Below are 26,061 nucleotides of genomic sequence, written 5' to 3' on the forward strand. Positions count from 1 at the left end.
TAGACTATGCAGTCTAGAAGATGCCAACTCAACTATCCGGAGGATTTAGATTCGTGGCAGCATCCATCGCAATCATCGGAGCGGGCCCCCGCGGGATCTCCATCACTGAACGCCTCGCCGCATACCTGCGCGAGCGCCCGAGCCAGACCCCGCTCACCCTCCACGTCATTGATGACTCTCAGATTGGCGCCGGCCGCGTCTGGGACACCACCCAAACCCACACGCTGTGCATGAACACACTCGCCGGCGCCGTCACACTCTTCACCGAACCCGGCGCAACCGTCGGCGCCCCCATCCTCGAAGGCCCCACCATGTACGAGTGGATCCAGGCCCTTCGGGGCGAGCATTCGCATCCGCTTATGCGCGCCCACCCGCACCCCCTCCCCACCTCCTTCACCGAAGAGATCCGCGCAACCCGACCAGAGTCCAACCCTTCGCGCGCACTCTACGGCGAGTACCTGCGCTGGGTATGGCAAGTTGCGTTGGCCCAGCTGCCGGAGAACGTGACCGTGGTTGAGCACAACACCCGCGCGGTGAGCATCCACGAATACGGCGTTACTGACGCGATCCAGCTTGCGGATGGCACCGTGATCCACGCCGACGCCACCGTGCTTGCCACCGGCTGGGTACTGCCGGGCATGTCGCCTGCACAGCAGGCGTTTGCGGATTCCGGCGTGACCTACATCGGCGCGAACAACCCGGTTGAGCAGGACGTGGATCGCCTCGCCCCCGGCGAGCAGGTGCTGGTGCGCGGCATGGGCATGGGCTTTTTCGACCTCATGGCACTTGTCACCATTGGCCGCGGTGGGCGTTTTGTGGAGGATGCGTCGACACGCTCAGGCCTGCGCTACGAGCCCAGCGGGCGCGAGCCACACCTTGCCGTGACCTCCGGGCGCGGCTACCCCTACCTGCCGAAATCCGAGTACCACTCGCTGCCGCCGAAAGCCGATCTCACGCGCCTGCGCGCCGCCATCGCTGCTGCCACGGCCAGCGAGGCGCCGGTTTCCTTCGGCCGCGACCTCTGGCCAGCACTCGCGCGCGATGCCTACGCGGCGTATTACACCACGCTTGCGCGGGTGCGTCCGCAAGCATTGAAGCTCCCCTTAGACGAGGTGCTTGCCGCCATCGGCGCCGTTGACCTAGATACGCACGCAAGTGCCGCCAGCATCTTCCCTGTCGCCGAAGCCTTAAGCGCAGCCTGCGCGGACTTCAGCACCGAACCTTTCCACCTTGCCCACTGGGCCGACCCGCTCGCCGGCACCGAGACGCTGTCGCTGGAAGAGCTCAACCACTGCATCGGCAAACGCATGGCAGATGACATCCGCGAGGCCGTCGCCGCCGCCGACTCCCCCATCAAGGCTGGCCTGTGGGTGATCTCCGCAGGCCGCAAACCCAGCGCTATCGCCACCGAAAACGGCCGCGGCCCCCGCGAAGCAGCCCTGTCGCAGTACATGGCGTTCGGCCAAATGGTCGGCTCCGGCCCACCACTATTCCGCACCCGCGAGCTTCTCGCGCTTGCCGACGCCACGCTGGCCACCTTCCTCGGCCCCAACCCCACCACCGAGGTCTCCACTGGCAATTCTGATGCTACAGGCGCCGAGGGCACCTACACCGCCAGGAGCCACTCGCGCACCGTCACCGCAACGGCGCTGGCAGATGCGTTTTTGCCAGGCCCGGATGTGCGTACGTCGGTGGACGCGTTGGTGGCGTCGTTAAGAAAAGGCTCCCGCGTGCGCCCGTTTGCACCCGGCGGGGTGGAAACGGCCGCGCCGGAGACCGACGCATCCACCCGACGCACCGTCCACCCCGACGGCACGCTCGATCCGCGCCTGCACATCGTGGGTATTCCCACCGGCAAGCAGTGGGCAGATACGACCATCTCACCCATGCCGGGCACGAACCCGCTGATGCTGCAGGAAACGGACAAGACGGCGCTGTCGCTTCTGACGCAAGCGGGTCTGCTCTAGGCCTGCGGCTTAGGTTGGCGCTGGGGTCGCACATGGTGTCTCCATATCGTCTAGCAGTGAGCAAGATGTTGCTAGACGATAAAATTTTTCCTCCGCATTTCCGCAGGTCGCATTTTGTTGGATTTGGGGGTTTTTGCAATGTCGTCTAGCAGCGGCCCGAGAGCGCTAGACGATAAACGTTATGTCAAGCAGGGCCCGCCGCTACCCCAGGTCGCGCGCCACCGCCCAACGCGTGAGCTGATGCCGGTTCGAGGTCTGCGTCTTGCGCAGGATGTTGGAGGCGTGCGTCTCCACCGTCTTTACAGAGATGAAGAGGCGCTCGGCGATCTCCTTGTACGTGTAGCCGCGCGCAAGGAGGCGCAACACCTCCAGCTCGCGCCGGGTGAGCGAGTCCACCGCCGGGTCGTCTTCCTCCACAACCGGACCGGAGGCAAAAGCGTCGAGCACGAACCCGGCGAGCCGTGGCGAGAAGTACGCGTCCCCACCACGCACCCGCTCAATTGCCTCCGCAAGCTCCGCGCCTGCAATGTTCTTGGTCACGTACCCGCGCGCACCCGCCCTGATCAGGGCGATGACGTCTTCTGCTGCATCCGAGACGCTCAGCGCCAAATACGCAGGTCCCGGCGCGCGTTTGAGGACGGCTAGGCCCCCGCCGTCGGGCATGTGCACGTCTAAGAGCACCACGTCCGGCTGGGTCTCCTCGATCCCGCGCACCGCCTCCGCAACGGTGCCGGCCTCCCCGACGATTTCCACCGCAGCGGACAACTCGGCCTTCACCCCGGCCCGAAACACCGAGTGGTCATCCACCAAAAACACGCGCGTCATAGGTCCAACGCTAGTTCGATCTCGGAGCCATTGCTTATCGACGCCACCACGCCCACCTCTCCCCCAACCCGCTCAACCCGGCCCACGATGGAGTCTCGTAACCCGTGCCGGTCTGTCGGAATGGCGTCTGGGTCGAAGCCTTTGCCACGGTCGCGGACGAACACTTCGAGTCGGCCGGCGAGGTGTTCGGCGTAGACGTCGATAGTATCCGTACCCGAATGCTTGGCGGCGTTGACCATGGCTTCGCGTGCGGCAAGCACAATCGCCTCGGTGCGCTGGTCAAAGGGGATGTCTTCGCCGACCGTGACCGGTTTGATCACTACCCCGTACGTGTCTTCAACCTCACCCGCAGCCTTCTGCAGTGCGGCGAAAACGGTGGTGTGGTTGGACACGGTGTCATTGAAAAGCCAGGCGCGAAGCTCCCGCTCTTGACCGCGCGCGAGCCTGGCAACCTCCTCCGGATCGTCGGCTTGCTTTTGAATGAGCGCAAGCGTCTGCAGCACCGAATCGTGCAGACGCGAGGCGATCTCCGCGCGCTGGTTCGCCACCGCTTTTGCCTCACGCTCCGCAACCAGTGAGTTAGCCAGTTTGACCATCAGCGGCACCACCAAAACTCCGACGCCTAGCACCGTGACCAGCACGGAGACGACCACACCGGCTACTCCACTGCTCTCCCCTATGAGCGCAATTGCCAGCACCCCGCCCATGATCAACAGCGCACCCAGGGTCAGTGCGGCAATGTTGCGCCACGAATCCGTACCGCGGTCATATGCCTGCAGCGCGATCACCGCACCGACAATGAGCACGCCAAGGATGAACAGCACCGCCCCTCCGGCACCGGAGGAGACCTGTAACGACGTCAACGCTCCTGCAAACCCGGCGAGCACCAGGAAGATATCAAGCGCACTGGGACGCTGCCGCGGGGCAGTGTTCTCGGCGAGCGGGGTGAACATCCACAACCCGGCGTATAACAACACGCCGAAGCCACCGGCGAAGCTCGCCGCCACAAAAAACAGGCGTACCCACTTCGCCTCCACCCCGAGATACGCGGCCAGGCCAGCGGCCACGCCGGCGATCACGCGACGGGATCTCACTCGGGTGAGCCGGGGATACAACGCAGACATGTCCCCCATCGTTGCACGCCCAATGCCCTGAGCACATCGGGGTAAACCCTGAAAAGAAAAATCAGGGTCATACCCGATACCGCGCCAGGCGTTGGCTCACAAAAATAGAAGCCATGGAAACCAACACACTGAAACGCATGTGGGAGACCCGCCCACCCCGCATCCCTCAAGACCAAGGCGGCAAAGCCGTCATCGCTGGTGTCTGCGAAGGCATCGGTGCCCGCTTCCAAATCGACCCAACGCTGATCCGCGTCCTGTTTGTCGTTTTGTCTTTCGCCTTCGGCGGCGGTCTGTTCCTCTACCTATTGTGCTGGATCAACATGCCCCGCTTCGGGCTGACCCGCACCCCGGCAAACGCGATTTCCACTCCGAAAGATCAGCTGACCAAGATTGAGAAGAAAGAGCGCGATACCGGCTGGCTGCTGCTCGTTGGCCTTGTCATCTTCTTCCCCTCCGTTGCCGTAGCTAGCGACATGCGAGGAGTCTTGGTTACCTTCGTGCTCTTCGCGCTCGGCTGGTACCTCGCATATCAACGACAGCCGCAAGCGCCGGCGGGGTTGTTGGTGGTGGGGAGCGTGGAGTCGCAGACAAGCGAAGGCCCTGCCGTGGACACCTCCCATCTGACGGTGCCGGAGGGCTACGAACACCCCGGCCAGAAGCCGCCGGCGTGGGACCCGCTCGGCGCGGCACCTGGGCTGTGGCACCTGCCCGACCCCGTTGAGCCGGCGCCGGAGCAGCCGAAGAAGAAGACGCGTCTGTGGCTCTGGCTGCCCCTGGCTGTCATTCTCTTCTGCATCCTTTTCCTGACTGGCATCGCCGGACCGCGCTTCAGCGATGACGTAGCGGGCCGCTTCAGCAGTGCAAGCGTAACCGTCTACGACGCAGATGCGCTGCCTGAATTCAAGCACCACGTTGGCGACGTCAAGATCGACCTCTCTGAACTAGAACCGCTCGATGAGCCGAAAACGATCAATATTGCTAACGACATCGGCGTAATCGAGGTTATTTTGCCGAACAACGTCCCAGTAGACGTGCACTGCAAGACCACTATCGGCGACACTGTTTGCCCCGAAGAACGACAAAACGCGGACAAGGACGGCGAGCTGCTCACGATTAACGTGCAGCAGCGCGTCGGGTCCGTGTCCGCGTACTACGCCCGCGAGGACGCGGGCGAGGAAAACTGAATTACTCCCACTCGATGGTCCCCGGCGGCTTGGACGTCACGTCCAACACCACGCGGTTGACATCAGCCACCTCGTTGGTGATGCGGGTGGAGATCACCTCAAGCGTCTCATACGGGATGCGCACCCAGTCCGCGGTCATCGCGTCCTCAGAGGTAACAGGGCGCAGCACGATCGGGTGGCCGTAGGTGCGGCCGTCGCCCTGCACACCTACCGAGCGCACATCAGCCAGCAGGACCACCGGGCACTGCCAGATCTGGTCATCCAGGCCAGCCTTGGTCAGCTCCTCGCGAGCAATCGCATCAGCAGCGCGCAGGGTTTCCAGGCGTTCCTCGGTGACCTCGCCAATAATGCGGATACCCAGGCCCGGGCCCGGGAACGGCTGGCGGTTCACAATCACCTCGGGCAGGCCGAGCTCGCGGCCAACGGCGCGGACCTCGTCTTTAAACAGCAGGCGAAGCGGCTCAACCAGCTCAAACTCCACGTCATCCGGCAGGCCACCGACGTTGTGGTGGCTCTTAATGTTCGCGGTGCCGGTGCCACCGCCGGACTCCACAACATCCGGGTACAGGGTGCCCTGCACCAGGTAATCGACGTTTTTATCGTTTCCGGATTCTGCAAGAATCCCGGCAACCGCACGTTCGAAGGAGCGGATGAACTCCGCACCAATTGCCTTGCGCTTCGCTTCCGGCTCGGTCACACCGGCCAGCTTGTCCAGGAATGCCTTGCGCTCATCCACCGTCACCAGCTTCGCGCCGGTTGCGGCAACAAAGTCGGTCTCCACCTGCTCGCGCTCGCCTTGGCGCAGCAGACCATGGTCCACAAACACACAGGTCAAACGCTCACCGATCGCGCGCTGCACCAGCGCGGCAGCCACCGCGGAATCCACGCCACCGGACAGACCGCAGATGGCGTAGCCGTCCCCAACCTGGGTGCGAACCTGCTCAATGAGCTGCTCCGCAATGTTGGACGCCGTCCAGTTCTGCTCCAAGCCGGCGATCTCGGTGAGGAAGCGCGTCAGCACCTCCTGGCCGTGCGGGGAGTGCATGACCTCCGGGTGGTACTGCACACCAGCAAACTTGCGCTCTACGTTCTCAAACGCAGCAACCGGCGCGCCCGGGGTAGACGCGGTGACCTCGAAGCCTTCCGGTGCGCGCGTCACAGAATCGCCGTGCGACATCCACACTGGGTGCTCATCCAGACCAGCGTGCAGCACGCCGCCCTTGACAGCCATCGCCGTGCGGCCGTATTCGCGGGAGCCGGTCTTGGCAACCTCGCCACCCAGCGCCTGCGTCATCACCTGGAAGCCGTAGCAAATACCAAAGATAGGCAGACCCAGCTCAAAGATCTCCGGATCCAGCTGCGGGGCGCCCTCGGCGTACACCGAAGACGGGCCGCCGGAGAGCACCAGGGCCACCGGATCCTTCGCTTTAAGCTCTTCTGCCGTGATGGTGGAGGGAACCACCTCCGAGTACACGTTCGCCTCACGCACGCGCCGCGCGATGAGCTGCGCGTATTGCGCGCCAAAGTCCACTACAAGTACAGGTCTCACGGTTTCAAATACTAACTGATGACACCCCTGATCCCCCAGACGTGTTCTGGCCATGCATAATCCATGCATGAAAACTGTCCGCCCTTCTACCCCGCCGCAGGGTATGGCCATTGCTTGCATTCTTGGTTCATGCTTGTCGCTGCAGTTCGGAGCAGCTCTTGCTACGCAGTTGTTTCCGGCAGCGGGTACGTGGGCGACGGCGTCGTTACGCCTGCTCATTGCTGCAGTTATCCTCTTCGCTCTCTCGCGTCCGCGTTTCTGGGAGTGGAGCGCCGCCCAGTGGCGCGGCGTGTGCCTGCTGGGGCTAACCATGGGTGGGATGAACGGCTCGTTCTACGCCGGCATTTCCACCATCCCCCTAGGCACCGCGGTGACCATCGAGTTTTTGGGCCCCTTGCTGCTTGCGGCGGTGCTTTCGCGCTCGCTTCGCGACGCCACCTCCGTCGCCCTCGCCATGATCGGCATGGCCCTTCTGGCCGTGGACTCTTTGACGGGCGACCCGCTGGATCCCCAAGGCGTTGTCTACATCCTCATCGCCGGCGTGTTTTGGGCGGGCTACATCATGGCAAATAAACACGCCGGTGCGTTGGTTCCCGGTCAGGGTGGCCTTGCGGTGTCGCTTGCCGTGGGCGGGTTAATCCTGATGCCGTTGGGGTGGCGCGGCTCCGTTGTCATTCTCACGGACTTTTCGCTGCTCTGGTTAGCCATCGGTACGGCGATCTTGGCGTCTTTGATCCCCTATTCGCTGGAGCTGATCGCCATGCGCCAGCTCCAGCCGAACGTGTTCGCCATTTTCATCGCCCTGGAGCCTGCGTTTGCTGCCGCCATCGGCTGGCTTGTGCTTGCGCAAAGCCCAAGCCTGCTCAAGGGCGCCGCAATCGTGCTGGTGATCTTGGCGTCCGTCAACCAGACCTTGGGTGGGCGGCGCACCCGGCGCCGCAGGTAGCGGCCCCGCACAGGGCCACTACCTGGCCACTAAATGGTCGGGCGAACCGCCAGCTGCGCCTTCTGGAAGGCCTTGACCGTGGTAAAGCCACACTTGGCCATGATTCGGCGCAGGCCACCAATGAGGTTCAAGGTGCCCCAGGCGTCATTGGAAGGCCCGTGCAGGACCACCTCAAGCGGGTAGTGATTTTCTGAAAAATCCACCTGAATGCCACCGCGCGGGTTGCGCGGGTGCGCTGCCTGTGGCTCCCAGTAAGAGCCTTGGGCTGCGGCCTCCTCAGCGCACGCCAGCGGGCGACCAACCATCATGGCGTCAGCGCCACACGCCAGCGCCACAGCAATCTGGCCCGCCGTGTTTACATCGCCGTTAGCCACGATGTGTACGTAACGACCCTCGGTCTCATCCAGGTAGTCGCGCCGTGCCGCCGCGACATCTGCAATCGCGGTGGCCAACGGAACGCCGATGCCCTCCAGGCCAGCGCTACCGCTGCCCACAATCACACCGGCCACGCCAGCGCGCATCAGGTGCATCGCCGTGGAGTAGTCATAAACGCCGCCTGCGATCACCGGCACCTCAAGCGAGCCCACGAACTCCTTCAAGTTCAGCGGCTCCCCGCCCTGCTGCACGTGCTCCGCAGACACCAGCGAACCCTGGATGAACAGGAGCTCTGCGCCTGCCGCAATCACCACAGGCGCCAGCTCACGGGCGTTCTGCGGGCTCACGCGCACCGCAACGGTCACCCCAGAGTCACGCACCTGGCGGATACGCTCCGTCAGCAGATCAGTATCCAACGCCTGCGCGTGCAGACGCTGCAACGTCTCCACAGCCTGCGTCTTCGACGCCTCGTACTCCAGGTAGTCCTTCCGGGAGTTCATCGTCTCCGGGTACTGCGTCTTACCGGTGACCTCCGCAATCGCGTCTGGGATGGAGGCGCTGCGCCCCCACAGACCCTCAGCGTCAATCACACCCAGGCCGCCCTGCTTGCCCATCTCAATGACAAACTCCGGGCTTGCCAACGCATCCGTCGGGTACGAAATGATCGGGGCGTCAAAGGTGTACGCATCCACATGCCACGTGGTGTCAACGTCCTTGGACGAGCGGGTGCGGCGGGTGGGGACCAACGTGACGTCGTCAAGCGAAAAAGCCCTCCGAGCGTCCCTGCCAATACCAATTTCTACAATCTCGCGCATGATGCTCCTAGCCGCGGTAGTTCGGGGCCTCGACGGTCTGCGTGATGTCGTGCGGGTGCGACTCACGCAAGCCAGCCGTAGTGATCTGTACAAACTGCTTCGTCTGCAGCTCTTCAATCGTTGCGGCACCGGTGTAGCCCATCGCCGCGCGCAGGCCGCCAACGATCTGGTGGGTGATGGCATCCAGCTCGCCGCGGTACGGCACGCGGCCCTCGATGCCCTCCGGCACCAGCTTGTCCTCGCTAGCAACGTCAGCCTGGAAGTAGCGGTCCTTGGAGAAGGAACGCTTCTCACCCGTCAGGCCACGGCCCTGCATCGCACCCATGGAACCCATGCCGCGGTAACGCTTGTACTGCTTGCCACCAACCACGACGATCTCGCCCGGGGCCTCCGCGGTACCAGCAAGCATGGAGCCCAGCATGACTGACGACGCACCAGCCGCCAACGCCTTCGCCACATCACCGGAGTGCTGCATGCCACCATCAGCAATGATCGGGATGCCCGCCTTCTTCGCCGGCACCGAAGCCTCCAGAATCGCCGTGATCTGCGGCGCACCAACACCAGCAACCACGCGCGTGGTGCAGATGGAGCCTGGGCCGATACCAACCTTGATCGCGTCCGCGCCAGCATCCACCATCGCCTGCGCCGCAGAACGGGTAGCCAGGTTGCCGCCAATCACATCAACGCGGTCGCCGAAGTCCTTCTTCACGCGGGAGACCATCTCCAGCACGCGGTTGTTGTGTGCATGCGCGGAATCCACCACAAGCGCGTTCACGCCGGCCTCAACCAACAGGCCCGCGCGATCGTAGGAATCCTCACCGGTGCCCACACCGGCGGCGACCAGCAAGCGACCCTCAGCGTCCTTCGACGCCAACGGGTACTGCTCACTCTTCACAAAATCCTTCACCGTGATCAGGCCAGCAAGCGTGCCATCAGCAGCCACAATCGGCAGCTTCTCCACCTTGTTGGCGGACAGCAGGTTCAGCGCCTCTTCCTTGCTCACGCCCTCGCGTGCAACCACCAGCGGCATCGGGGTCATGACCTCAGCGACCTTGCGGCTAAAGTCCCGCTCAAAACGCATGTCACGGTTCGTGATGATGCCAGCCAGCTTGCCCGCATCATCCACCACCGGCAGACCAGAGATACGGAAACGTGCACACAGCGCGTCCACATCAGCCAGCGTCATCTCCGGGGTGGCCGTCACCGGGTTGGTGACCATGCCAGACTCGGAGCGCTTGACAATGTCAACCTGCTCGGCCTGCTCCTGCGCACTCAAGTTGCGGTGCAGCACACCAATACCACCCTGGCGCGCCATGGCGATCGCCATTCGCGACTCAGTCACCGTGTCCATCGCCGCCGACGCAATCGGAATACGCAACGAAATGTTGCGGGTGAGTTGCGTCGAGGTAGACACCTCAGAAGGGACGATGTGCGACTCCGCGGGGAGCAGCAGCACATCATCAAACGTCAAGCCTCGAAGGAGGACTTTTTCCGGATCATCGCCACCAGTTAGTACACGCTCATTTGCCATGTCGCCATGATATTAGAAGTAAGGGTCAGGGGCATAGTCGGCTTCTTTTCTTTAGCGGCTAGTCTGGTCTTCGTGAACTACGACGACATGATGCCACTCGACCCGTTCGCGGATGACCCGAACGACCCGGCATCGTTCATCGAAGATGACGAGCCGTTCGAGCCACTTAGTGACCAAGAGCGCGCCGAAGTCCTCCAAGACCTAGGACACGTGCGCGAATGTAAACTCCGCCTGCGCCCACGCGGCATCCAAGGCATTTTCTTCCAGTGCGAAGACTGCGAGCAGATGCACTACTACGACTGGGAAATCATGGAGCAGAACATGCTCTCAACCCTGCGCGGCGAGCTGCCCCCGGTCCACGAGCCAAGCGCAAGCCCCAACGTCGAGGCATACGTGCCTTGGGATTACGCCATGGGCTTCCTCGACGGGCTCGACGCACGCGGGCGCTAACTGGGGCTACTGCCCCGGTTCTTGAGCTCGGGCTTATTCGGGCTTATTCGGGCTACTGCCCCGGGGTTGCCGGCACCACTGGCGGCACCGTCACGCTACCTGGGTGGCCAGGTTGCCCCTCCGGCTGCGGGTTCTGCGCCGCACCCTGCCCCGGCTGCTGCTGGCCAGGCTGTCCCGGCTGGCCTTCGGGCTGCGGGCTTTGCGGATCTTGCGACTGACCAGGCTCACCCGGCTGGCCCGACTGGCCAGGCTGGGTCGACGTCGGCGTCGACGGGCTTGGGCTAACCGTCTGCGAGGAAGACACAGGCTGCTTCACCGTCTCTGTCTGCGTCACGGTCACAGCCACGGTCACCGTTTCAGTGACGGTGTGCGGAGGCTCCGCCGGCTTCTCCTCCCGCTTCACGTGCTCCTCCGCAGGCTGCGTGTTCGCGCCGTTCGCCGCCATCGCCTCTGCCAGTTCCCGCGCCTGGATCAACAGCTGCTCAAGGTAGTCCGCATCACCGCCCTGGCTTGCCACCTGGATTTCCTCCAGGGTGGAGGCAAGCTCGATGGCTGCGGTGTTGTTGGGGCTCATGCTTGTCGACGTCTCCAGCAACGCCGAGTCCTGCTCCAGATCCAAAAACGCCACGCCCCCACCGACGACCATCGCCGATGCTGCGGCAGCGCCAATGAGGCCAGCGGCCCACGGGTTCATCTGCTTGCGAGGAGCGCTCCCGCCGGAGGTACGCCTCTTAGTGGTGGCCTCGGTGCGGCCCCCGTTGATCGCCGTGAGCTTCGGCGCGGACACGTGCTCAACGCTGGGCGCGTCCGGCATCGGCTGTTCAACCTCCGCCCGCAGTTCCAAAAACAACCCAGCAAGCGGGTCTTCCCCATCGGAGGGGTCAACGCCGCGGCCAAGCGCGTCGAGGAACGCGTCAGTGTCATTGACGTGTTCAACCTGCGTCGCATCATTATCAAACTGACCCTTATCGCGGCCTGTCATTGATCCCGGTCCTGTTCTTCCAAAGCCTCGCGCAGCTTTGCCAGTGCCCGGTGTTGGGCAACTCGCACGGCCCCGGGGGTAGACCCCACGGCCTCAGCTGTCTCTTCTGCGGACAGGCCCACGAACACCCGCAAGATAATGATGTCTCGAGCCTTGTCACCTAGTTCATCGAGCAAAACCCTAATTTGGTTACTACCGTCTGCTTCCAGCGCAAACATTTCGGGGGTAGCGCCGGTATCAACAGCATCCGGCACCTCTTCCGTGGGTGTGAGTTTGTCTCTAAAAAGGCTGCGGTGTGCGTCCGCAACCTTGTTAAACGCAATGCCGTACACGAATGCCATGAACGGCTTGCCCATGTCTTGGTACTTGTCTATGGACGTTGCCACGGCCAAGCAGATTTCCTGCGCCACATCCTCAGCCGTTGGCATCCGGCCACCACTGATGCGTGCGCGGGCATACCGCAGCACCTGGGGGTGAACGATTCGGATGACGTTTTGCAGTGCCCGTTTGTTCCCAGCGGCGGCAAGCGGAACAAGGCGCGTGAGTTCATCCTCTGCATCAGGCTGGGACACAGCGCTCCTTTCTTCCTCGCTCACCCGTGGTCTCGGGCAATACATCTTCGGCCACAGTACCGATGTCTCTATTTTCACACCAGCAACCGCGCCGAGGAAAAACTGGCCAGCCCAGTAGCCCCATAAGAGCCTAAAACGCCTGGGAAATAAGAATTCTCCCCGAATTCACCCACCCTTAACCTTTAACAAAACCACTGCTCATAAGCATTTTTTACGGGGGCACACCGATGGCGCAAGATGCCCGTTACCGCGGCTTCACCAACCGTTTACCAAAGCAGACCACACTGCTACATCGGCTGTACGAAAGCAGATTGAAGGAGCTCTAAGACTATGTCCCTGCCAAGCGCACTGCCCGGACCAAACGCAGACTTCTGGGATTGGCAGCTACGCAGCGCCTGCCGAGGCGAAGCATCTGAGATCTTCTACCACCCCGACGGGGAGCGTGGCCGCGCCCGCGCACAGCGTGAAAACCGCGCCAAGGCCATCTGCTTCCAGTGCCCGGTGCTCTCGCAGTGCCGCGAGCACGCACTGCGCGTGGCAGAGCCTTACGGCATCTGGGGCGGCATGAGCGAGTCGGAGCGCCAGGCAATTCTGCGCAAGTCTCGCGGCGGCGCCCGTGTTCCTGCTGCGGCTGCATCCGCGAAGTAGCCCCAAACATCGGATAAGGCGCCAGCACCCCGGGAAAGGCGAAAGCCCCGCTCTCACAGGCGCAGGAGCGGGGCTTAAGCGTTTAGCTTGGGCATTCAGCCGTAGAAACTAGTGCATGTGGCCGTGGTGGCCGCCAGCAGCAGCTGGTGCGGTCTCTTCCTCCGGCTTGGTTACAACGGATGCTTCGGTGGTCAGGATCATGCGAGCAACCGATGCAGCGTTGACCACTGCGGAGTGGGTGACCTTCACCGGGTCGATGATGCCCTGCTCAATCAGGTCGCCGTACTCCAAGGTTGCGGCGTTGAAGCCGGAGCCGTTCGGCATCTCAGCGGTCTTGGACACGACAACGGCACCATCAAGGCCAGCGTTTTCAGCAATCCAGAATGCCGGCTTGGTCAGGGCACGAGACACGGCCAGGACGCCGGTCTTCTGCTCGCCCTCAAATTCCTCAGCGAACTGCTCGAGTTCCTTCGAAATCTGGACCAAAGCGGAGCCACCGCCGGCGATGATGCCCTCCTGGACCGCGGCGCGCGCGGCGTTGATGGCATCCTCGACGCGCAGCTTGCGCTCGTTCATCTCCGTCTCGGTAGCTGCACCGACGCGGATCACGGCAACGCCGCCGGAAAGCTTGGCAAGGCGCTCCTCGATCTTTTCCTTGTCCCAGGAAGAGTCGGTGGTTTCCACGTCACGACGCAGCTGGTTACGACGCTCCTCGACAGCCTCTGCGGTACCCGCACCGTCAACAATGATGGTCTCATCCTTGTTCACGGTCACGCGGCGGGCAGAGCCCATGTGCTCCACGGTGGCGTCCTTCAGGTTCACGCCAACCTCCGGATCAATAACCGTGGCGGCGGTGACCACTGCCAGGTCATCCATGAACGCCTTGCGGCGCTCACCGAAGTACGGCGACTTCACTGCAACAACCTTCAGCGTCTTGCGCAGGGTGTTAACCACCAGGGTCTGCAGCGGCTCGCCCTCAATGTCTTCAGCGATGATCAACAGCGGAACGTTAGCCTCCGCCACCTGCTCCAGCACCGGCAGGAAGTCCGGCAGGGAGGAGATCTTGTTGCGGACGAGCAGCACACGTGCATCTTCAAGCACGGCCTGGCCAGCGTCCGGATCAGTCATGAAGTACGGGGACAAAAAGCCCTTGTCAAAGGAGATGCCCTCGGTCAGGTCCACGTAGGAATCGATGGAGGTGGACTCCTCAACGGTAACCACACCGTCCTTGCCCACCTTGTCCATGGCGCCAGAGACCATCTCGCCGACCTCCGGGTCGCGGGAGGACACGGTGGCCACGTTGGCGATCTCCGTGGTGGAGGACACCTCGGTTGCGCGGTTGAGCAGCTCCTGGACAACCTTCTCGGCTGCGGCACGGATGCCCTTGTTCAGCTCGATCGGGTTCGCACCAGCTGCCACGTTGCGCAGACCTTCTGCCACCAACGCCTGCGCAAGCAGGGTTGCCGTGGTGGTGCCGTCACCAGCAATGTCGTTGGTCTTTACAGCCACGGACTTCACCAGCTGGGCGCCGAGGTTCTCAAACGGATCCTCAAGATCAATGTCGCGCGCGATGGTCACGCCGTCATTGGTCACGGTCGGGCCGCCCCAGCTCTTGGACAGCACCACGTTGCGGCCGCGGGGGCCGAGAGTGACCTTGACCGCGTCTGCGAGCGTGTCCACGCCGCGCTGGATGCCCTCGCGGGCCTCCTGGTCAAATGCGATCAGTTTTGCCATATCGGGCGCAGCCCCTTACTTCTCAATAACAGCGAGCAGGTCACGTGCGGAAAGGAGCAGGTACTCCTCGCCGCCGTACTTCAGCTCGGTGCCGCCGTACTTGGCAAACACGACGGTGTCGCCTTCCTTGACATCCAGAGCCACACGGTTGCCGTTATCGTCCAGACGGCCCGGGCCGACTGCAACCACGACAGCCTCCTGCGGCTTCTCAGCAGCGGAGTCCGGGATAACCAGGCCGGATGCGGTGGTGGTCTCAGCCTCGGCGATCTGCACCAGAACCTTGTCGTCGAGAGGGCGGATGTTGACGTTTGCCATGATAGGTACTTGACCTTTCGTCTCTAAAGCGTTTGGAAAATGTTGCGGTTATTCCCATGTCGCGCAGCCGTCGTCGCGGGTGAACAACTGTGCTCGAGACAACCCGTTTAGCACTCTACCGTCGCGAGTGCTAAGTGACAACAACGCCGCCCAAACCCGTTCTACTCCTGCGGTGCACCCATGTTGAGCACCGCGTTTTCCCACAGCTGAAACTCCTCCGGGTTGTCGTCCCGGTAGTGGCGTGCGGCGCGGATGGTCTGTTTGATTTCCTCCACGATGTCGTCGTTAATGCTGGTGCCCTTGCGGCCGGTGAAGATCACCGGGCCGGAAATCGCGGTCATCGGGTCCTGCAAGAAGCTGGGGTTGCCGGTGGCTGCATGGTTCTTCGCCAGGGAGGCAACCGGGTTCGGCTTCGCGCGGTCCTCGCGTGCGGACGGCGAGTAGATCGCCTCAAACTCCTCTTCCTGCTCCATAAACGCCACACGCACCGTGTCAAGCACCACGGGGCCAAGGAAATGGTTGGCGTCTGCGAGGTCGAACACAATGCGTCGATACGTCAGATCCGGGTTAACAAGCAGGCCAAAACGCTGGTCGTCTCCATGCATGGCGGGGTCCTTTCGCAGTCAGGCAAAGCATGAATCCACAACAGGCTAACTGCACAAAGGCAATCCCGCTCGCTAACTCTGCCGGGCGCCAGATGAGGCCGCTACACCAGCGGGACTTCCACCTCAAGCGACGTATCGGTCGCCGCGTCCAGACCGGAGGGCTGCGCCCCCTCATGAATCAGCTGGGCGGCAAGCGCCGCAATCATCACGCCGTTATCCGTGCACAGGCCAAACCGCGGCACACGAAGCTCAATGCCGCGCTCGGCACAACGCTGCTGCGCCAGCTCACGCAGCCGCGAGTTCGCCGCCACACCGCCGCCGAGAAGCAGCGTGCGCGCGCCAGTATCCTCGCAGGCCAGCACCGCTTTCATGGTCAGCACGTCACACACCGCCTCCTGGAAGGATGCGCACACGTCCGGCACGGAGTACTCCTCGGTCGATTCCACGTAGCGCGCCACCGCGGTCTTGAGCCCAGAGAACGAAAAGTTGTAGCGGTGCTCGCCGCGCATGTCCTCAGCCTTGGTCAGGGCTCGCGGCAGCGCAATGTTCGGTTCCCCAAGGGCACTTTGCTTATCGACGACCGGCCCACCCGGATACCCCAACCCCAAAAGACGCGCGACCTTGTCGTAGGCTTCACCGGCTGCGTCATCAAGCGTGGAGCCCAGCTCGCGCATGGGTTTGCCAACGGCATCCACCTCAAGCAGTTGCGTGTGACCGCCGGAGACCAGCAGCGCGATGGAGTGCGGCAGCTCGCCCTCCCCTTCCAGGTTGGCCACCGCCACGTGGCCGCCCAGGTGGTTGACGCCGTAGAACGGCACGCCCCAGGCCGCGGCGTACGCTTTCGCTGCAGACGCGCCCACCAACAGCGCCCCGGCTAGGCCCGGGCCAACCGTGGCCGCCACCGCATCGGGTTTTTCAATGCCGGCTTCTGCCAGCGCGGCATCCATCACCTGCGGCATCGCCTCCAAATGTGCGCGCGAGGCGATCTCGGGCACCACGCCACCGAAGACGGCATGCTCCTCCATAGAAGAGGCAACCTTGTCCGCAAGGATGGTCATCGCACCGTCTGCTTCCAGACGCACAATGCCCACGCCCGTCTCATCACACGAGGACTCAATACCAAGGACAATCATTGGGAATCACCTTTCGTGGCGGGTCGGGTCATGGTAAACGCATCCGCCCCAGAGGGCTGATAGTAGGCTTTTCGGGTGGCAAGGGTGTAAAAACCGTAGCTTTCATACAGTGCGATCGCGGGGGTGTTGTCGGTGCGGACCTCCAAAAAGATCGGCCCACCCAGAAGATCCGCGGTGTGCACGAGCTGGTCCATCAGCGCACGTCCAATGCCTTTGCCTTGGTATGCGCGGTCCACGCCGATGGTGTGTACTTCAAATTCCGGGTCAGTGCGCGGGCCCAGCATGGCTAGGCCTGCGTAGCCAACCAGAAGCTCTTCCCCGGTTTCCTCATCGGGCACAAACGCCCCGACGTAAAACGTGTGCGGTGCGGCGAACTCGGCCACAAAAGCGTCGCGCGACCATGGATTGTCGTCGGCGAAGAGGTCGGCTTCGATGTGGGCGACCCGTGTAGCGTCGCTAAGCACAAGCTCCCTGAAGATCATTTGGGCGGCATCGCATCGGGCCTGCGCAGATACAGCGGCACCAGCGGGGCCGGCGGGGCATCAAAGTCCGCAGCCGCAATCAGGCCTGCCGTGCGCGGGCCGAGGTAAGTGACCTCGCTGGCGGTGACCGTCAGCTGGTCCCGGAGCTGCTCCGGGCAGCTGAGCACGTCCACCGAATCAACCGGCACCGCAGAAGGCGCGCACACGCCCGGGCCAGCCACGCGGTGACCGCGCTCATAGTGAGCCCAGTAGACCTCGCGGCGGCGCGCATCCGTGACCACCAGGCAGGAGGGGGTATCAACGGTCAGCCCCGTCGCGTCGTGCGTAACCACGCCATAAACAGGGATCTTCAGCGCCTGCGCAAACGCGGAAGCCGACGCCATGCCTACGCGCAGGCCGGTAAACGGGCCAGGCCCGCAGCCAACCACCACGGCGTCAAGATCCGCATAGGTTACGCCTGCTTCCTGCAACGTCGCCTCGACGGTGGGAACCAGCAGCTCATTGTGGGCACGGGTAGCCTGGGCGGACTCCGCCAAAACGGTGACCGCCCCGTCTTCACCGCGCTTGGCAACACCAACGACCAGCTCATCCGTCGCGGTATCAATTGCCAGAACGAACTTCAGATCAGGCATTACTGCGCGATACCCAGCTGCCACTGGCCGTCCGAGTAGAAGAACGGCATACCAGCATCCAGCGGGTAGGTCTCAGTGTGCGGGGTGGTGCAGATGTTGATGTCATTGAGCGCAACCTGGTCCAAGCTCACCGGGGCCTCCACATCGTGCGGCAACAGCAACACGTAGCCGTAGCGGCCGTTCAGGTCCAGGGCCGGGTCAAGTTCGAACGCCTCCAGCTTGGCGTTGATCAACTCTGGCGGCTCATTCGGGCACAGGATGGTGTAGGCGGAGTACGTGTTGGTGTCATAGACCAATGCCGGGTTGACCAGGTTCGCTACCACAGCACCGCTGTTGGGGCGCGCACCCGCAAGGGAGGTGGTCAACGAGTTGGTCGGGGCGATCTTCACCTCCGCGGCCTCAGGGCGAGACTGCGGGATAAAAATCAGACCGATGAGGGCAACAATCCAGGCTGCGATAGCAAGGACGACCCAATTGCGCTGCGTGTTGGAGAGATTCAGCATGCGCCCAAGCCTACAACCCGCCGCCACACGCAGTGAACCAGGTGATCACGCGGCCCTCAGATTCCGGGTCTTGCTTAAACAGTGTTTCCCGATCCAGCTTGATAAGCAGGTACTTCGACGCGATCTGCTCCACCAGTCCCCCGCCCCACTCGGCGACAACCACCGCGTCATCCAAATCCGTATCCAAGTCCAAGGCATCCAGCTCCCCCAGCGGGTCCCCGCTGCCGCCCTCACCAACCAAGCGGTAGGCGTCCACATGCACCAGGTTTGGCCCGCCCACGGTGGAGCGGTGCTCGCGGGCAATCACAAACGTTGGGCTAGTCACACGCCCCTTGACCTGCATCCCAGCGGCGATCCCCTGGGTCAGGGTGGTCTTACCGGCACCCAACGGGCCGTCCAAAATCACCACGTCGCCGGCCTCCAGCGCGGCTCCCAGTTCGCGGCCCAACGCCTGCGTTGCAGCTGCATCCTCACACACGCGGCTGCCCTCAGCGGGAAATGACGCTTTCATTGCATTCCTTTCAGCAGTGCTCGATCAGCTCGATCAGCAGTATTCGCGGCGGGTGCGGCCCTTTGGTGAGCACAACACCTCATAGTCAATGGTGCCAATGCGGCCAGCAAGCTCGGTTGCGCTCATCCCGCCAGGGCCGAAGATCACGGCCCTCTCACCAGCCGTGACCCCCTCCTCGTTAGCACCCAACCAGATCACCATCTGGTCCATGCACACGCGCCCCACCACCGGGTAGCGTGTGCCGCGGACCGTGATCTGCAGGTGCGGCTGCCACGCGCGCGACACACCATCGGCGTAACCAGCAGGAACCACGGCCGTAAAGCCATCGTGCGGCGCGTGCCATGTCAACCCGTAGCTGACTGGATCGCCCTTGCCGATGCGCTTGACCGCCAAAATGTCAGCCACCCACGACATCGCCGGACGCAGTCCCTTATCTGCACTCGCACCCTGACCCGTACCTGCACCAACGATCGGATCTATGCCGTACAGGCTGACCCCGGGGCGGACCTGGTCAAAGTGCAGGTCCGGGCGCGTCCACGTCGCCGCTGTGTTAGCCAGGTGGTTACAGGAAAGCTCCAGGCCCGCCGCGCGACCACGGTTGATTGCGGCACGAAACTGCTCCGCCTGCGTATCGGTGTAGGGATCTTGCGGATTATCCGCATAGGCCAGGTGGCTCATCAGCCCCTTGACGCGGATGCGCCCGGCCTGCTCCGCCTCAGCAGCCAGTGCGAAGACCTCATCCCACGCGCTTTCATCGAAGCCGGAGCGATGCATGCCGGTTTCCACTTTGAGGTACGTGGTGGGGGTAAACGGGGCGTCGATAAGCCTGAGCAAATGCTCCATCGTGGGGGCAGCGAGCTCGATGCCTTCCGGGATGTCGTCGCTCGGGTCCCACAGCCAGCACATCACCGGCAGGCGGGTCAGCGCGCGGACCTCTCGGGCCTCGGCGAGCGTGGCCACCCCGAAGGCGTCCGCACCGTTGGCCTCCATCACCGGCACGCAGCGCACAACCCCGTGGTTGTAGGCGTCTGCTTTGACAATGCACACCAGATTCGCGTCGCCTGCCTGGCGTTTCAGCAAGCGGGTGTTGTGCGCGATCGCGTCAAGATCAATGCGAGCAGTCAAACTCATGCGTTCATTACAGCAGGTGCAGCGCGCCGAGCGCGATCAGCATCACCGACACCGCCCACGTTGCGGCCAGCGACACAGTTTTTGGGTTCGCCCGCGCCCACGCAAACGCGCGCCCGGCAGCAGAGTTCGGCTTCGCGCGCACCCACCCCACCAGCAGGGCACACAGCGTGGGCAGCGACAGTGCAACCGTGGCGTACAGCGGAATCGCCGCGTAGCGCTGCACCGGCTCGATGCCAGCGGCCGACAGCAGCGCCAGCCCGCCATAAAACGGCACCGAGGTCGCCGACTGCACCAGCCCCAGCACCACACCCGTGAGCACTGTGCTTATCGACGGCACCGCCAACGGCCCCATCACCTTCTGCACAAGACCGGCGTTATCCCCGCCCCGAAGCGCCAAAAGACCAGTGACAACGCCGGTGACAATCAGCAAAATGCCGAACACTGGGCCCTCGACGAAGCGTTGGACGGTGTCACCGAGGCCGTCGAAAATCAGCAGCATCAGCGCCGCAAGCGATGCAACCCCCAGCCAATCACCCGCGATCAGCAGACCTGTGACCTTGGCATATCTGCGGTTTTCCCGAGGCGCCACAATGCCCACGGCCACGATGACTGCAATCAGCAGCAGGTTGACCGAGTCAATAAAAGCAAGTGATAAGGCGCCTAGCATCCATGCCACCCTACGCGGCTTTCCGGCAGAAACATATGCCAAATCAAGTAGAGTTGCCCGTGTGTCTGCGAACTTGAAGCAACTTTCAGAACTGTCCAAGCGCGGCCCACACCGTGTGATGGAGGGCGACCTGGGCCACACCGGCCTGCCCGGCAAGGTCTACGCGCCTGCCAAAGGCAAGGACCTGCCGGCGGTAGCGTTCGGTCACGGCTGGCGCCGCGACATCGGTGCATACACCGAGACGCTTCGCCACCTTGCCAGCTGGGGCATCGTGGTGGCGGCACCTGATACTGAAACCGGCTTGAGCCCGGACCACGCTGGGTTTGCCGCCGATTTGGAAACCACACTCCAGATCCTTGCCGGGGTGCGTATGGGTGACGGCGAGGTCACCGTCTCCCCGGGCAAGTTGGGTGTTGCTGGCCACGGCATGGGCGGCGGCGCCGCAGTACTGACAGCCGTTGGCAACGACAAGGTCCGCGCAGTGGCAGCACTCTACCCGGCAAACGTGGCGCCGTCTGCCGTTGAGGCGGCGCGCCGCGTGTACGTGCCCGGCCTGATCGTGGGCCCTGGCGAGGACGCCAACTCCCTGTTCAACCCCGGCAACCCCGCCAAGCTTGCCTACAACTGGGCCGGCCAAGTGTCCTACCGGACGGTGAAGAAAGCATCGCAGCAGGGCTTTTCCGAAGACGGCCTGGGCATCCGCTTGCTGGGCCTTGGCTCTAATGACAAGAAGAACCAGGAAACCACCCGCGCACTGCTCACCGGCTTTTTGCTGCACAAGCTTGCCGGCGAGAAGAAATACGCCGCGTTTTCGGATGCGGAAGCCACCGGCAAGAACGTGGACTCCCTCATCGGTGAAGACCTTGCTGAGGCCGCAGGCATCGCCCGCGACGACAGCAAGTTCTCCCTGTTCTAGCTGGCTTGTGTCGGCTTCTGCTTGCTTGTGTCGGCTTCTGCTTGCCTTTGCTTGCCTTTGCTTGCCTCGCGCTGGCTTCTGCTTGCCCTCTGCTCGCTTTCTACTTGCCTTCTACTTGACATAACGTTTATCTGCTAGGAGGGCGGACGGGCTCCTAGCATACAACGCAAAAATGGCCGAAAGTCTCCACATTTCACCTGGGGAAATGGAGGGCGGTTTTCATTGTCTGCTAGGAGTATCCCGCCGTCCACTAGCAGGCATTGCAAAAGCCCAGCGCAAGCCGAGCGCGACCTGGGCAAGCCCAGCGCAGCGCAGGCCAAGCCAATGAATATTTCGACGGCCACATGGAAATCCAGTCCCCGCCCCGCAACCAGGCACTGGCCGTCACCATCGACGCCATCACCATCGCTGGTAAGAACAATGTTCCTGTCACCGTGATCCACCACGAGCTCTCCGAAGACGCCCCGGTCTTTGCCGCCGGATCCGTGGATGCGAAAACACTGCACACTGCTCTGCAGGCCGTGCTGCACTCGAATCTCGCGGCTGTCACCGACACCACGAGCTGGCGTACGGCGGTCGATACCAAGGTGGCCGTACCCGGGTCCAGCCTCGTCGAATTCGCCCTTGGACGGCCGCCGCCAGCATTAACCGCTGCTGCAGGCCTCTTTCACCCGGCTCCTCCGAACCTCCAAGGAAGTACACCTAGCCGGCTTTAGCTGTCTGGCTTTTCGGACTCAGTGCCGGGGCCTTCCCGCCGCAGCACCGAACGCACCTGGCCCTGCCTCTGTTTCTCATACACCTTGCGCGGCAAGGTGTAATCCCCGCGCGGGATATACACAGGACGCTGCGGATACAGCTCACGTGCAATTGCGTGCTGCTGCGCAGTGACCTCCATTGTGCGCTGCGCAGCTCTGATCGCCGCCTCAAAATCCTGCAATCGTTTCGCAGTACGACGCTGATACTTTTCAGCAAACTCGGCGAAATCCATTACCACTCACCCACCTTTTTGCTCCCCCAATTTTCGTCCGTGTTTGGCACGTGCGGCTGATTCGGTGCCGGTTTAGGGGCCGAAGTTTCCTGTGGACCCCCCGTGTCCGAGCTGTGTGAAGCAGCCTGTGTGTTCATCATTCCAAGTTTTTCCTGAGGAGGTGTCGGTTCCGGCACATCTGCTAGATGTGGAGGAGGCGTAATTACCCCATCACCCACCGGCGGCTGCGGAGTTGGCGCAGGTGGTGGCGCCGGTGGTGGCGTAGGAGTCGGCTCCGGAGCGGGGGTAGGCGGCGGGGTTGGTTCAGGGGTTGGTTCAGGTGCTGGTGGCGTGCAGCACTGCTCACCACAGACGCAGTGCGCCGATTCGGTCAGTGTTTCAGCGAAGAACTCAATGCATCCCAGCACCGCAGCGACACCCATCTGACCAAGCGGGCCGCAAGCAACCTTGGCCGGTGCACACTCGGGTGCAGGCTGCGGCTGGAACTGGGAAGTGACGTCGCACCCCACCGTGTTTGTCAAAGAGCTAGCAACGGTTTCCAGCCCCTGCCCCAGATTCACGTTGGTATTGATCCCGCCATTGAGTGTGAAATCAAACTGCAGGTTCACTGGCACATTCACCGGCATATTCACGGAAGCAGGCACAACCTGGGTCAGCCTCTCCAAGGTAGGGATCACCTGCTTGGCTACGTCAGCGACACCGCCCTCCGGCGCCGGTGGTGGTGCAGGCACCGGAGCTGGTTGTGGCGCTGGTGCCGGTCCAGGCGCTGGTGCCGAAGGCGGGCAGGGATCTGCTTGAGGCGCCGGCTGTGGGCAGGGGTCTGCTTGGGGTTCCGGCTTGAGCACAGGCACAGAAGGCGGGCACGCACAATTGCCATACTGCACCGGCGCCTGGGGCTGTGTTTCTGCGGCAGTGCAGATATTGTTCGCAATTTCATCCAGGGCGATTTCTACCGTGTTGTTGCAGTCTTGCAAGGTTTCAACCGAGCCGCGCATTGCATTGATCACCAAATCCGCTGCAGTCGGAACGAGATTGCTAAACCCCGCCCTCAGCAGCGTCTTTAGCATCTCTGCGGGTGGCTGGAGAAGCAGCTCCACACCAACCTTTGTAGACTCCTGCACCGTTTCGATGCAGGAGCAGCACTGCTCAATGCGGGTAGCCACCTCGTCTCGACGAGCAAAGTGTTCCTTCTCCAACTTCACATCAGTACGCTCGCGCTCCGCGATGCCTTCGTTTTCAAACCAGCGCCTTGCAAACCCAGGCTCCGGCAACAGGCCCGCCTGCGGTGCTAGCGCCAACCCAATGCCGCGCAATGCATCTGCCGCGGCAAGAAACGTGCGCAAATCTTGCCCCTCGGATTTGTTCAGCAGCAGCATCAGATCCGCTGCCAATGACGCTGCGTGCGCACGCTGATCAGCACGCACCTGTGGTGAGTTGTCCAACAACCTCACCACGTTTTTGATCTCTCGGCCGAGCGTGAGCAGCACGCTGCCGTTTGTTGCCGTACTCACAGCCCACTCACCCCGCTAAAGGCTCCGGCACCAGACCCATCCTGGTTTTCCACGTCATCCACCAGCGCCAAGATGCTGTTCCACGTGCCCCTGCGGTTATCAAGGTAGGACAGCGTTGTGCCGTGGAGGGTTTCCAGCGCGCTCACAATCCGCGCCCCCTGGACGGCAAACCCCTCGCCGAAGTCAACAGCACGCACGTCTACCTTTTCCCGGTTTAGTTGCGCCGCGGTCTCTTCATACGTTGCCATCGCCGCGCCGAAGCGTGAGCGCAGCTCGTCTGTATCAAGCTCTGGGCCCCAATGTGCCTCCATGCGCAAACCCCCAATCCTGGTATTGAAAAATCCTTCCTCATATTCAGACTGCGAAAAAGGCCCGCTGGTTCCCTGCCCGGCAGAAAAATTTTTCTACACGGGCAATACAGGGATCCGAGCGGACCTACACCTGACTAAAAATGAGGCCCTCGCGGCCAGGATGAGCTGCGCTACACAGCTGCGACCACCGCTGCCAGCGCGCCTGCGACCTTGCGCGCCTGCTCCTCATCGGCAGCTTCCACCATGACGCGGAAAAGCTCCTCGGTGCCGGACGGGCGAAGCAGCACGCGGCCGGAGGAACCCAGCTCCGCTTCTGCCTCGCGGATGGCTTCCTGGACCTCGACTGCGTCCATGATCTTGCCCTTGTTAGACACCGGTACGTTGATCAGCACCTGCGGCAGCACCTTCATCACGCTTGCCAGTTCCGCCAGGCTCTTGCCGCTTTCCGCCATGCGTGCCATGAGGCTCAGGCCGGTCAGCGTGCCGTCGCCAGTCGTGGCATGGGCCGGGATGACCAGGTGGCCGGACTGCTCACCACCGAGCGAGTAGTCGCCACAGCCGAGCTCTTCAAGCACATAACGGTCGCCCACTGCGGTTTCTTTCAGCTCAATGCCCTGCTCCGCCATAGCCAGCTTCAGGCCAAGGTTGCTCATCACCGTGGCCACCAGCGTGTTGTCGTGCAGCGCGTTGCGCTCCTTCATGCCGGTAGCCAGGATTGCCATGATCTGGTCGCCGTCCACGATGTTGCCTTCGGCGTCCACTGCAAGGCAGCGATCCGCGTCACCATCGTGGGCAAGGCCAATATCGGCGCCGTGCTCCACCACAGCCTCCTGGATCTGCTCCATGTGGGTGGAACCGGAACCGTCATTGATGTTGAAAGCGTTCGGCTTGTTAAAGATGGCAACCACCTCAGCACCCGCGGCCGTGTACGCCTTCGGCGCTACCTGGGAAGCCGCACCGTTGGCACAGTCCACCACAACCTTGATACCGGACAGGTCAGTAGACACAGCCTCCTTCAGGTGCGCCAGGTAGCGCTCTTGGGCATCCGGTGCTTCCTCAATGACGCGGCCAATGCCGGTACCAGTTGGACCCGTCTCATCCAGCTGCGCCATCGCAGCCTCAATCTCGTCTTCCACATCATCCGGCAGCTTCTTGCCGCCGGCGGAGAAGAACTTGATGCCGTTGTCCGGCATCGGGTTGTGGGACGCCGAGATCATAACACCGATGTCTGCACCGTAGTCATCGGTAAGAAATGCCAGGCCCGGGGTAGGGATAACGCCAACGCGCAGCACATCCACACCCTTCGAGGCCATGCCGGCGGCCATCGCCGCAGCAAGCATCTCACCGGATACGCGCGGGTCGCGGCCAATCAGTGCAGTCGGCCGGCGGCTCTCGGAGCGACGATCCTTGGTCAGTACGGTTGCGGCCGCTGCCCCCAGTTTCAGTGCCATCGAGGCCGTCAGCGCTTCATTAGCCAGGCCGCGGACACCATCAGTTCCAAAGAGTCGAGTCATGCGTTTCATTATGCACGCCCCCTTCTGCCCCAGGCCCATCATTCGACTGTGTCGCTTCACAGCAGCCGACATCCACGTTGCTTCTTTTCCGTAGCATGGCGGGTCAAGGTAACAACTCACACACTGCGAAGGAGAGATCC

28 protein-coding genes are annotated in these 26,061 nt (G+C 62.7%); 7 read left to right on the plus strand and 21 right to left on the minus strand.

Annotated elements, in window-relative coordinates; all coding sequences use genetic code 11:
- Positions 1 to 20: 20 nt before the first annotated feature.
- Complete coding sequence (locus tag AK829_RS07635; protein ID WP_052205315.1) at positions 21 to 1,967, plus strand: FAD/NAD(P)-binding protein; 1,947 nt, start codon at positions 21 to 23, stop codon at positions 1,965 to 1,967.
- A 201-nt stretch (positions 1,968 to 2,168) separates the two neighbouring features.
- Here the strand turns inward: AK829_RS07635 and AK829_RS07640 are convergent, their stop codons facing one another.
- Together AK829_RS07640 and AK829_RS07645 are read right to left on the minus strand one after the other, a co-directional pair.
- Positions 2,169 to 2,792 carry a LuxR C-terminal-related transcriptional regulator gene (locus AK829_RS07640; RefSeq protein ID WP_052205316.1) on the minus strand — a complete coding sequence of 208 codons (624 nt, stop codon included), beginning with the start codon at positions 2,790 to 2,792 and terminating at the stop codon, positions 2,169 to 2,171.
- Positions 2,789 to 3,886 (minus strand): ATP-binding protein, encoded by a 1,098-nt coding sequence (locus AK829_RS07645; RefSeq protein WP_232305703.1) that lies wholly within the window; start codon positions 3,884 to 3,886, stop codon positions 2,789 to 2,791. The genes AK829_RS07640 and AK829_RS07645 overlap by 4 nt, the downstream gene beginning before the upstream one ends.
- A 143-nt stretch (positions 3,887 to 4,029) precedes the next feature.
- Here AK829_RS07645 and AK829_RS07650 point away from each other — a divergent pair, with 143 nt between their 5' ends.
- Positions 4,030 to 5,100: a PspC domain-containing protein gene (locus tag AK829_RS07650; protein ID WP_052205318.1), complete on the plus strand. Its 1,071-nt coding sequence runs from the start codon at positions 4,030 to 4,032 to the stop codon at positions 5,098 to 5,100.
- 1 nt (position 5,101) lies between these two features.
- Here the strand turns inward: AK829_RS07650 and guaA are convergent, their stop codons facing one another.
- The gene (guaA, locus tag AK829_RS07655; RefSeq protein ID WP_083439793.1) at positions 5,102 to 6,703 is read right to left on the minus strand and encodes a glutamine-hydrolyzing GMP synthase; all 1,602 of its coding nucleotides are present in this window, start codon (positions 6,701 to 6,703) and stop codon (positions 5,102 to 5,104) included.
- Between the two features lie 13 nt (positions 6,704 to 6,716).
- On the opposite strand from guaA, the gene AK829_RS07660 reads away from it, so the two are divergent.
- Positions 6,717 to 7,595 (plus strand): EamA family transporter, encoded by an 879-nt coding sequence (locus AK829_RS07660; RefSeq protein ID WP_052205320.1) that lies wholly within the window; start codon positions 6,717 to 6,719, stop codon positions 7,593 to 7,595.
- A 29-nt stretch (positions 7,596 to 7,624) separates the two neighbouring features.
- Here AK829_RS07660 and AK829_RS07665 read toward each other — a convergent pair whose 3' ends face one another.
- Positions 7,625 to 8,785 carry a GuaB3 family IMP dehydrogenase-related protein gene (locus tag AK829_RS07665; protein ID WP_052205321.1) on the minus strand — a complete coding sequence of 387 codons (1,161 nt, stop codon included), beginning with the start codon at positions 8,783 to 8,785 and terminating at the stop codon, positions 7,625 to 7,627.
- A 7-nt stretch (positions 8,786 to 8,792) separates the two neighbouring features.
- Entirely contained in the window at positions 8,793 to 10,316 is a 1,524-nt protein-coding gene (gene guaB, locus AK829_RS07670) for an IMP dehydrogenase (RefSeq protein ID WP_052205322.1), read from the minus strand.
- Positions 10,317 to 10,403: 87 nt separating this feature from the next.
- Between guaB and AK829_RS07675 the strand changes: the two genes are divergently transcribed.
- Positions 10,404 to 10,766 (plus strand): DUF5319 domain-containing protein, encoded by a 363-nt coding sequence (locus AK829_RS07675; protein WP_052206452.1) that lies wholly within the window; start codon positions 10,404 to 10,406, stop codon positions 10,764 to 10,766.
- A 52-nt stretch (positions 10,767 to 10,818) separates the two neighbouring features.
- On the opposite strand, the gene AK829_RS07680 is transcribed toward AK829_RS07675, so the two are convergent.
- A complete protein-coding gene (locus tag AK829_RS07680) occupies positions 10,819 to 11,748 on the minus strand; it encodes a hypothetical protein (protein WP_052205323.1) in 930 nt (309 codons plus the stop codon).
- Positions 11,745 to 12,365 (minus strand): sigma-70 family RNA polymerase sigma factor, encoded by a 621-nt coding sequence (locus AK829_RS07685; RefSeq protein WP_052205324.1) that lies wholly within the window; start codon positions 12,363 to 12,365, stop codon positions 11,745 to 11,747. The genes AK829_RS07680 and AK829_RS07685 overlap by 4 nt, the downstream gene beginning before the upstream one ends.
- A 285-nt stretch (positions 12,366 to 12,650) precedes the next feature.
- Here AK829_RS07685 and AK829_RS07690 point away from each other — a divergent pair, with 285 nt between their 5' ends.
- Positions 12,651 to 12,968, plus strand: a complete 318-nt coding sequence (locus tag AK829_RS07690) for a WhiB family transcriptional regulator (RefSeq protein ID WP_052205325.1) — start codon at positions 12,651 to 12,653, stop codon at positions 12,966 to 12,968.
- 108 nt (positions 12,969 to 13,076) lie between these two features.
- Here the strand turns inward: AK829_RS07690 and groL are convergent, their stop codons facing one another.
- The 10 genes from groL to AK829_RS07740 form a co-directional block, all read right to left on the minus strand.
- Positions 13,077 to 14,702 carry a chaperonin GroEL gene (groL, locus tag AK829_RS07695; protein ID WP_052205326.1) on the minus strand — a complete coding sequence of 542 codons (1,626 nt, stop codon included), beginning with the start codon at positions 14,700 to 14,702 and terminating at the stop codon, positions 13,077 to 13,079.
- 15 nt (positions 14,703 to 14,717) lie between these two features.
- The gene (gene groES / locus AK829_RS07700) at positions 14,718 to 15,017 is read right to left on the minus strand and encodes a co-chaperone GroES (RefSeq protein WP_052205327.1); all 300 of its coding nucleotides are present in this window, start codon (positions 15,015 to 15,017) and stop codon (positions 14,718 to 14,720) included.
- Positions 15,018 to 15,178: 161 nt separating this feature from the next.
- Complete coding sequence (locus AK829_RS07705; RefSeq protein ID WP_052205328.1) at positions 15,179 to 15,622, minus strand: hypothetical protein; 444 nt, start codon at positions 15,620 to 15,622, stop codon at positions 15,179 to 15,181.
- Between the two features lie 101 nt (positions 15,623 to 15,723).
- Entirely contained in the window at positions 15,724 to 16,755 is a 1,032-nt protein-coding gene (tsaD, locus tag AK829_RS07710; RefSeq protein WP_052205329.1) for a tRNA (adenosine(37)-N6)-threonylcarbamoyltransferase complex transferase subunit TsaD, read from the minus strand.
- Positions 16,752 to 17,237, minus strand: a complete 486-nt coding sequence (gene rimI / locus AK829_RS07715) for a ribosomal protein S18-alanine N-acetyltransferase (RefSeq protein WP_052205330.1) — start codon at positions 17,235 to 17,237, stop codon at positions 16,752 to 16,754. Before rimI ends, tsaD begins: the two co-directional genes overlap by 4 nt.
- Complete coding sequence (tsaB, locus tag AK829_RS07720; RefSeq protein WP_052205331.1) at positions 17,234 to 17,869, minus strand: tRNA (adenosine(37)-N6)-threonylcarbamoyltransferase complex dimerization subunit type 1 TsaB; 636 nt, start codon at positions 17,867 to 17,869, stop codon at positions 17,234 to 17,236. The genes rimI and tsaB overlap by 4 nt, the downstream gene beginning before the upstream one ends.
- On the minus strand, positions 17,869 to 18,372 hold the full coding sequence (locus AK829_RS07725; protein WP_052205332.1) for a hypothetical protein: 504 nt from the start codon (positions 18,370 to 18,372) through the stop codon (positions 17,869 to 17,871). Before AK829_RS07725 ends, tsaB begins: the two co-directional genes overlap by 1 nt.
- Before the next feature lie 10 nt (positions 18,373 to 18,382).
- Entirely contained in the window at positions 18,383 to 18,883 is a 501-nt protein-coding gene (gene tsaE / locus AK829_RS07730; protein WP_052205333.1) for a tRNA (adenosine(37)-N6)-threonylcarbamoyltransferase complex ATPase subunit type 1 TsaE, read from the minus strand.
- 33 nt (positions 18,884 to 18,916) lie between these two features.
- Positions 18,917 to 20,014: an alanine racemase gene (gene alr, locus AK829_RS07735; RefSeq protein ID WP_052205334.1), complete on the minus strand. Its 1,098-nt coding sequence runs from the start codon at positions 20,012 to 20,014 to the stop codon at positions 18,917 to 18,919.
- 7 nt (positions 20,015 to 20,021) lie between these two features.
- A complete protein-coding gene (locus AK829_RS07740; protein ID WP_052205335.1) occupies positions 20,022 to 20,681 on the minus strand; it encodes a hypothetical protein in 660 nt (219 codons plus the stop codon).
- A 61-nt stretch (positions 20,682 to 20,742) separates the two neighbouring features.
- On the opposite strand from AK829_RS07740, the gene AK829_RS07745 reads away from it, so the two are divergent.
- Both AK829_RS07745 and AK829_RS07750 read left to right on the plus strand, forming a co-directional pair.
- A complete protein-coding gene (locus AK829_RS07745) occupies positions 20,743 to 21,597 on the plus strand; it encodes a poly(ethylene terephthalate) hydrolase family protein (RefSeq protein WP_052205336.1) in 855 nt (284 codons plus the stop codon).
- Between the two features lie 260 nt (positions 21,598 to 21,857).
- Positions 21,858 to 22,313: a hypothetical protein gene (locus AK829_RS07750; protein WP_198147756.1), complete on the plus strand. Its 456-nt coding sequence runs from the start codon at positions 21,858 to 21,860 to the stop codon at positions 22,311 to 22,313.
- On the opposite strand, the gene AK829_RS07755 is transcribed toward AK829_RS07750, so the two are convergent.
- The 4 genes from AK829_RS07755 to glmM all read right to left on the minus strand — a co-directional run bounded on the left by AK829_RS07755 (position 22,310) and on the right by glmM (position 25,921).
- Positions 22,310 to 22,585: a hypothetical protein gene (locus tag AK829_RS07755; RefSeq protein WP_083439795.1), complete on the minus strand. Its 276-nt coding sequence runs from the start codon at positions 22,583 to 22,585 to the stop codon at positions 22,310 to 22,312. The two genes, AK829_RS07750 and AK829_RS07755, sit on opposite strands and share 4 nt — an antisense overlap.
- On the minus strand, positions 22,585 to 24,096 hold the full coding sequence (locus AK829_RS12505; RefSeq protein WP_052205339.1) for a superantigen-like protein SSL4: 1,512 nt from the start codon (positions 24,094 to 24,096) through the stop codon (positions 22,585 to 22,587). Before AK829_RS12505 ends, AK829_RS07755 begins: the two co-directional genes overlap by 1 nt.
- Entirely contained in the window at positions 24,093 to 24,407 is a 315-nt protein-coding gene (locus AK829_RS07765) for a hypothetical protein (protein ID WP_052205340.1), read from the minus strand. The genes AK829_RS12505 and AK829_RS07765 overlap by 4 nt, the downstream gene beginning before the upstream one ends.
- A gap of 170 nt (positions 24,408 to 24,577) precedes the next feature.
- Positions 24,578 to 25,921 carry a phosphoglucosamine mutase gene (gene glmM / locus AK829_RS07770; RefSeq protein ID WP_052206453.1) on the minus strand — a complete coding sequence of 448 codons (1,344 nt, stop codon included), beginning with the start codon at positions 25,919 to 25,921 and terminating at the stop codon, positions 24,578 to 24,580.
- Positions 25,922 to 26,061: the final 140 nt, after the last annotated feature.

The sequence above is a fragment of the Corynebacterium riegelii genome (genome assembly GCF_001263755.1).
In the GTDB taxonomy this organism is placed as follows: Bacteria; Actinomycetota; Actinomycetes; order Mycobacteriales; family Mycobacteriaceae; genus Corynebacterium; species Corynebacterium riegelii.

Coding starts and splice junctions, on each gene's coding strand:
- AK829_RS07635 (WP_052205315.1), top strand. CDS start 21: ATGCCAACTCAACTATCCGGAGGATTTAGATTCGTGGCAGCATCCATC.
- AK829_RS07640 (WP_052205316.1), bottom strand. CDS start 2,792: ATGACGCGCGTGTTTTTGGTGGATGACCACTCGGTGTTTCGGGCCGGG.
- AK829_RS07650 (WP_052205318.1), top strand. CDS start 4,030: ATGGAAACCAACACACTGAAACGCATGTGGGAGACCCGCCCACCCCGC.
- guaA (WP_083439793.1), bottom strand. CDS start 6,703: ATGGCCAGAACACGTCTGGGGGATCAGGGGTGTCATCAGTTAGTATTT.
- AK829_RS07660 (WP_052205320.1), top strand. CDS start 6,717: ATGAAAACTGTCCGCCCTTCTACCCCGCCGCAGGGTATGGCCATTGCT.
- AK829_RS07665 (WP_052205321.1), bottom strand. CDS start 8,785: ATGCGCGAGATTGTAGAAATTGGTATTGGCAGGGACGCTCGGAGGGCT.
- guaB (WP_052205322.1), bottom strand. CDS start 10,316: ATGGCAAATGAGCGTGTACTAACTGGTGGCGATGATCCGGAAAAAGTC.
- AK829_RS07675 (WP_052206452.1), top strand. CDS start 10,404: ATGATGCCACTCGACCCGTTCGCGGATGACCCGAACGACCCGGCATCG.
- AK829_RS07680 (WP_052205323.1), bottom strand. CDS start 11,748: ATGACAGGCCGCGATAAGGGTCAGTTTGATAATGATGCGACGCAGGTT.
- AK829_RS07685 (WP_052205324.1), bottom strand. CDS start 12,365: ATGTATTGCCCGAGACCACGGGTGAGCGAGGAAGAAAGGAGCGCTGTG.
- AK829_RS07690 (WP_052205325.1), top strand. CDS start 12,651: ATGTCCCTGCCAAGCGCACTGCCCGGACCAAACGCAGACTTCTGGGAT.
- groL (WP_052205326.1), bottom strand. CDS start 14,702: ATGGCAAAACTGATCGCATTTGACCAGGAGGCCCGCGAGGGCATCCAG.
- groES (WP_052205327.1), bottom strand. CDS start 15,017: ATGGCAAACGTCAACATCCGCCCTCTCGACGACAAGGTTCTGGTGCAG.
- AK829_RS07705 (WP_052205328.1), bottom strand. CDS start 15,622: ATGCATGGAGACGACCAGCGTTTTGGCCTGCTTGTTAACCCGGATCTG.
- tsaD (WP_052205329.1), bottom strand. CDS start 16,755: ATGATTGTCCTTGGTATTGAGTCCTCGTGTGATGAGACGGGCGTGGGC.
- rimI (WP_052205330.1), bottom strand. CDS start 17,237: ATGATCTTCAGGGAGCTTGTGCTTAGCGACGCTACACGGGTCGCCCAC.
- tsaB (WP_052205331.1), bottom strand. CDS start 17,869: ATGCCTGATCTGAAGTTCGTTCTGGCAATTGATACCGCGACGGATGAG.
- AK829_RS07725 (WP_052205332.1), bottom strand. CDS start 18,372: ATGCTGAATCTCTCCAACACGCAGCGCAATTGGGTCGTCCTTGCTATC.
- tsaE (WP_052205333.1), bottom strand. CDS start 18,883: ATGAAAGCGTCATTTCCCGCTGAGGGCAGCCGCGTGTGTGAGGATGCA.
- alr (WP_052205334.1), bottom strand. CDS start 20,014: ATGAGTTTGACTGCTCGCATTGATCTTGACGCGATCGCGCACAACACC.
- AK829_RS07740 (WP_052205335.1), bottom strand. CDS start 20,681: ATGCTAGGCGCCTTATCACTTGCTTTTATTGACTCGGTCAACCTGCTG.
- AK829_RS07755 (WP_083439795.1), bottom strand. CDS start 22,585: ATGGATTTCGCCGAGTTTGCTGAAAAGTATCAGCGTCGTACTGCGAAA.
- AK829_RS07765 (WP_052205340.1), bottom strand. CDS start 24,407: ATGGAGGCACATTGGGGCCCAGAGCTTGATACAGACGAGCTGCGCTCA.
- glmM (WP_052206453.1), bottom strand. CDS start 25,921: ATGACTCGACTCTTTGGAACTGATGGTGTCCGCGGCCTGGCTAATGAA.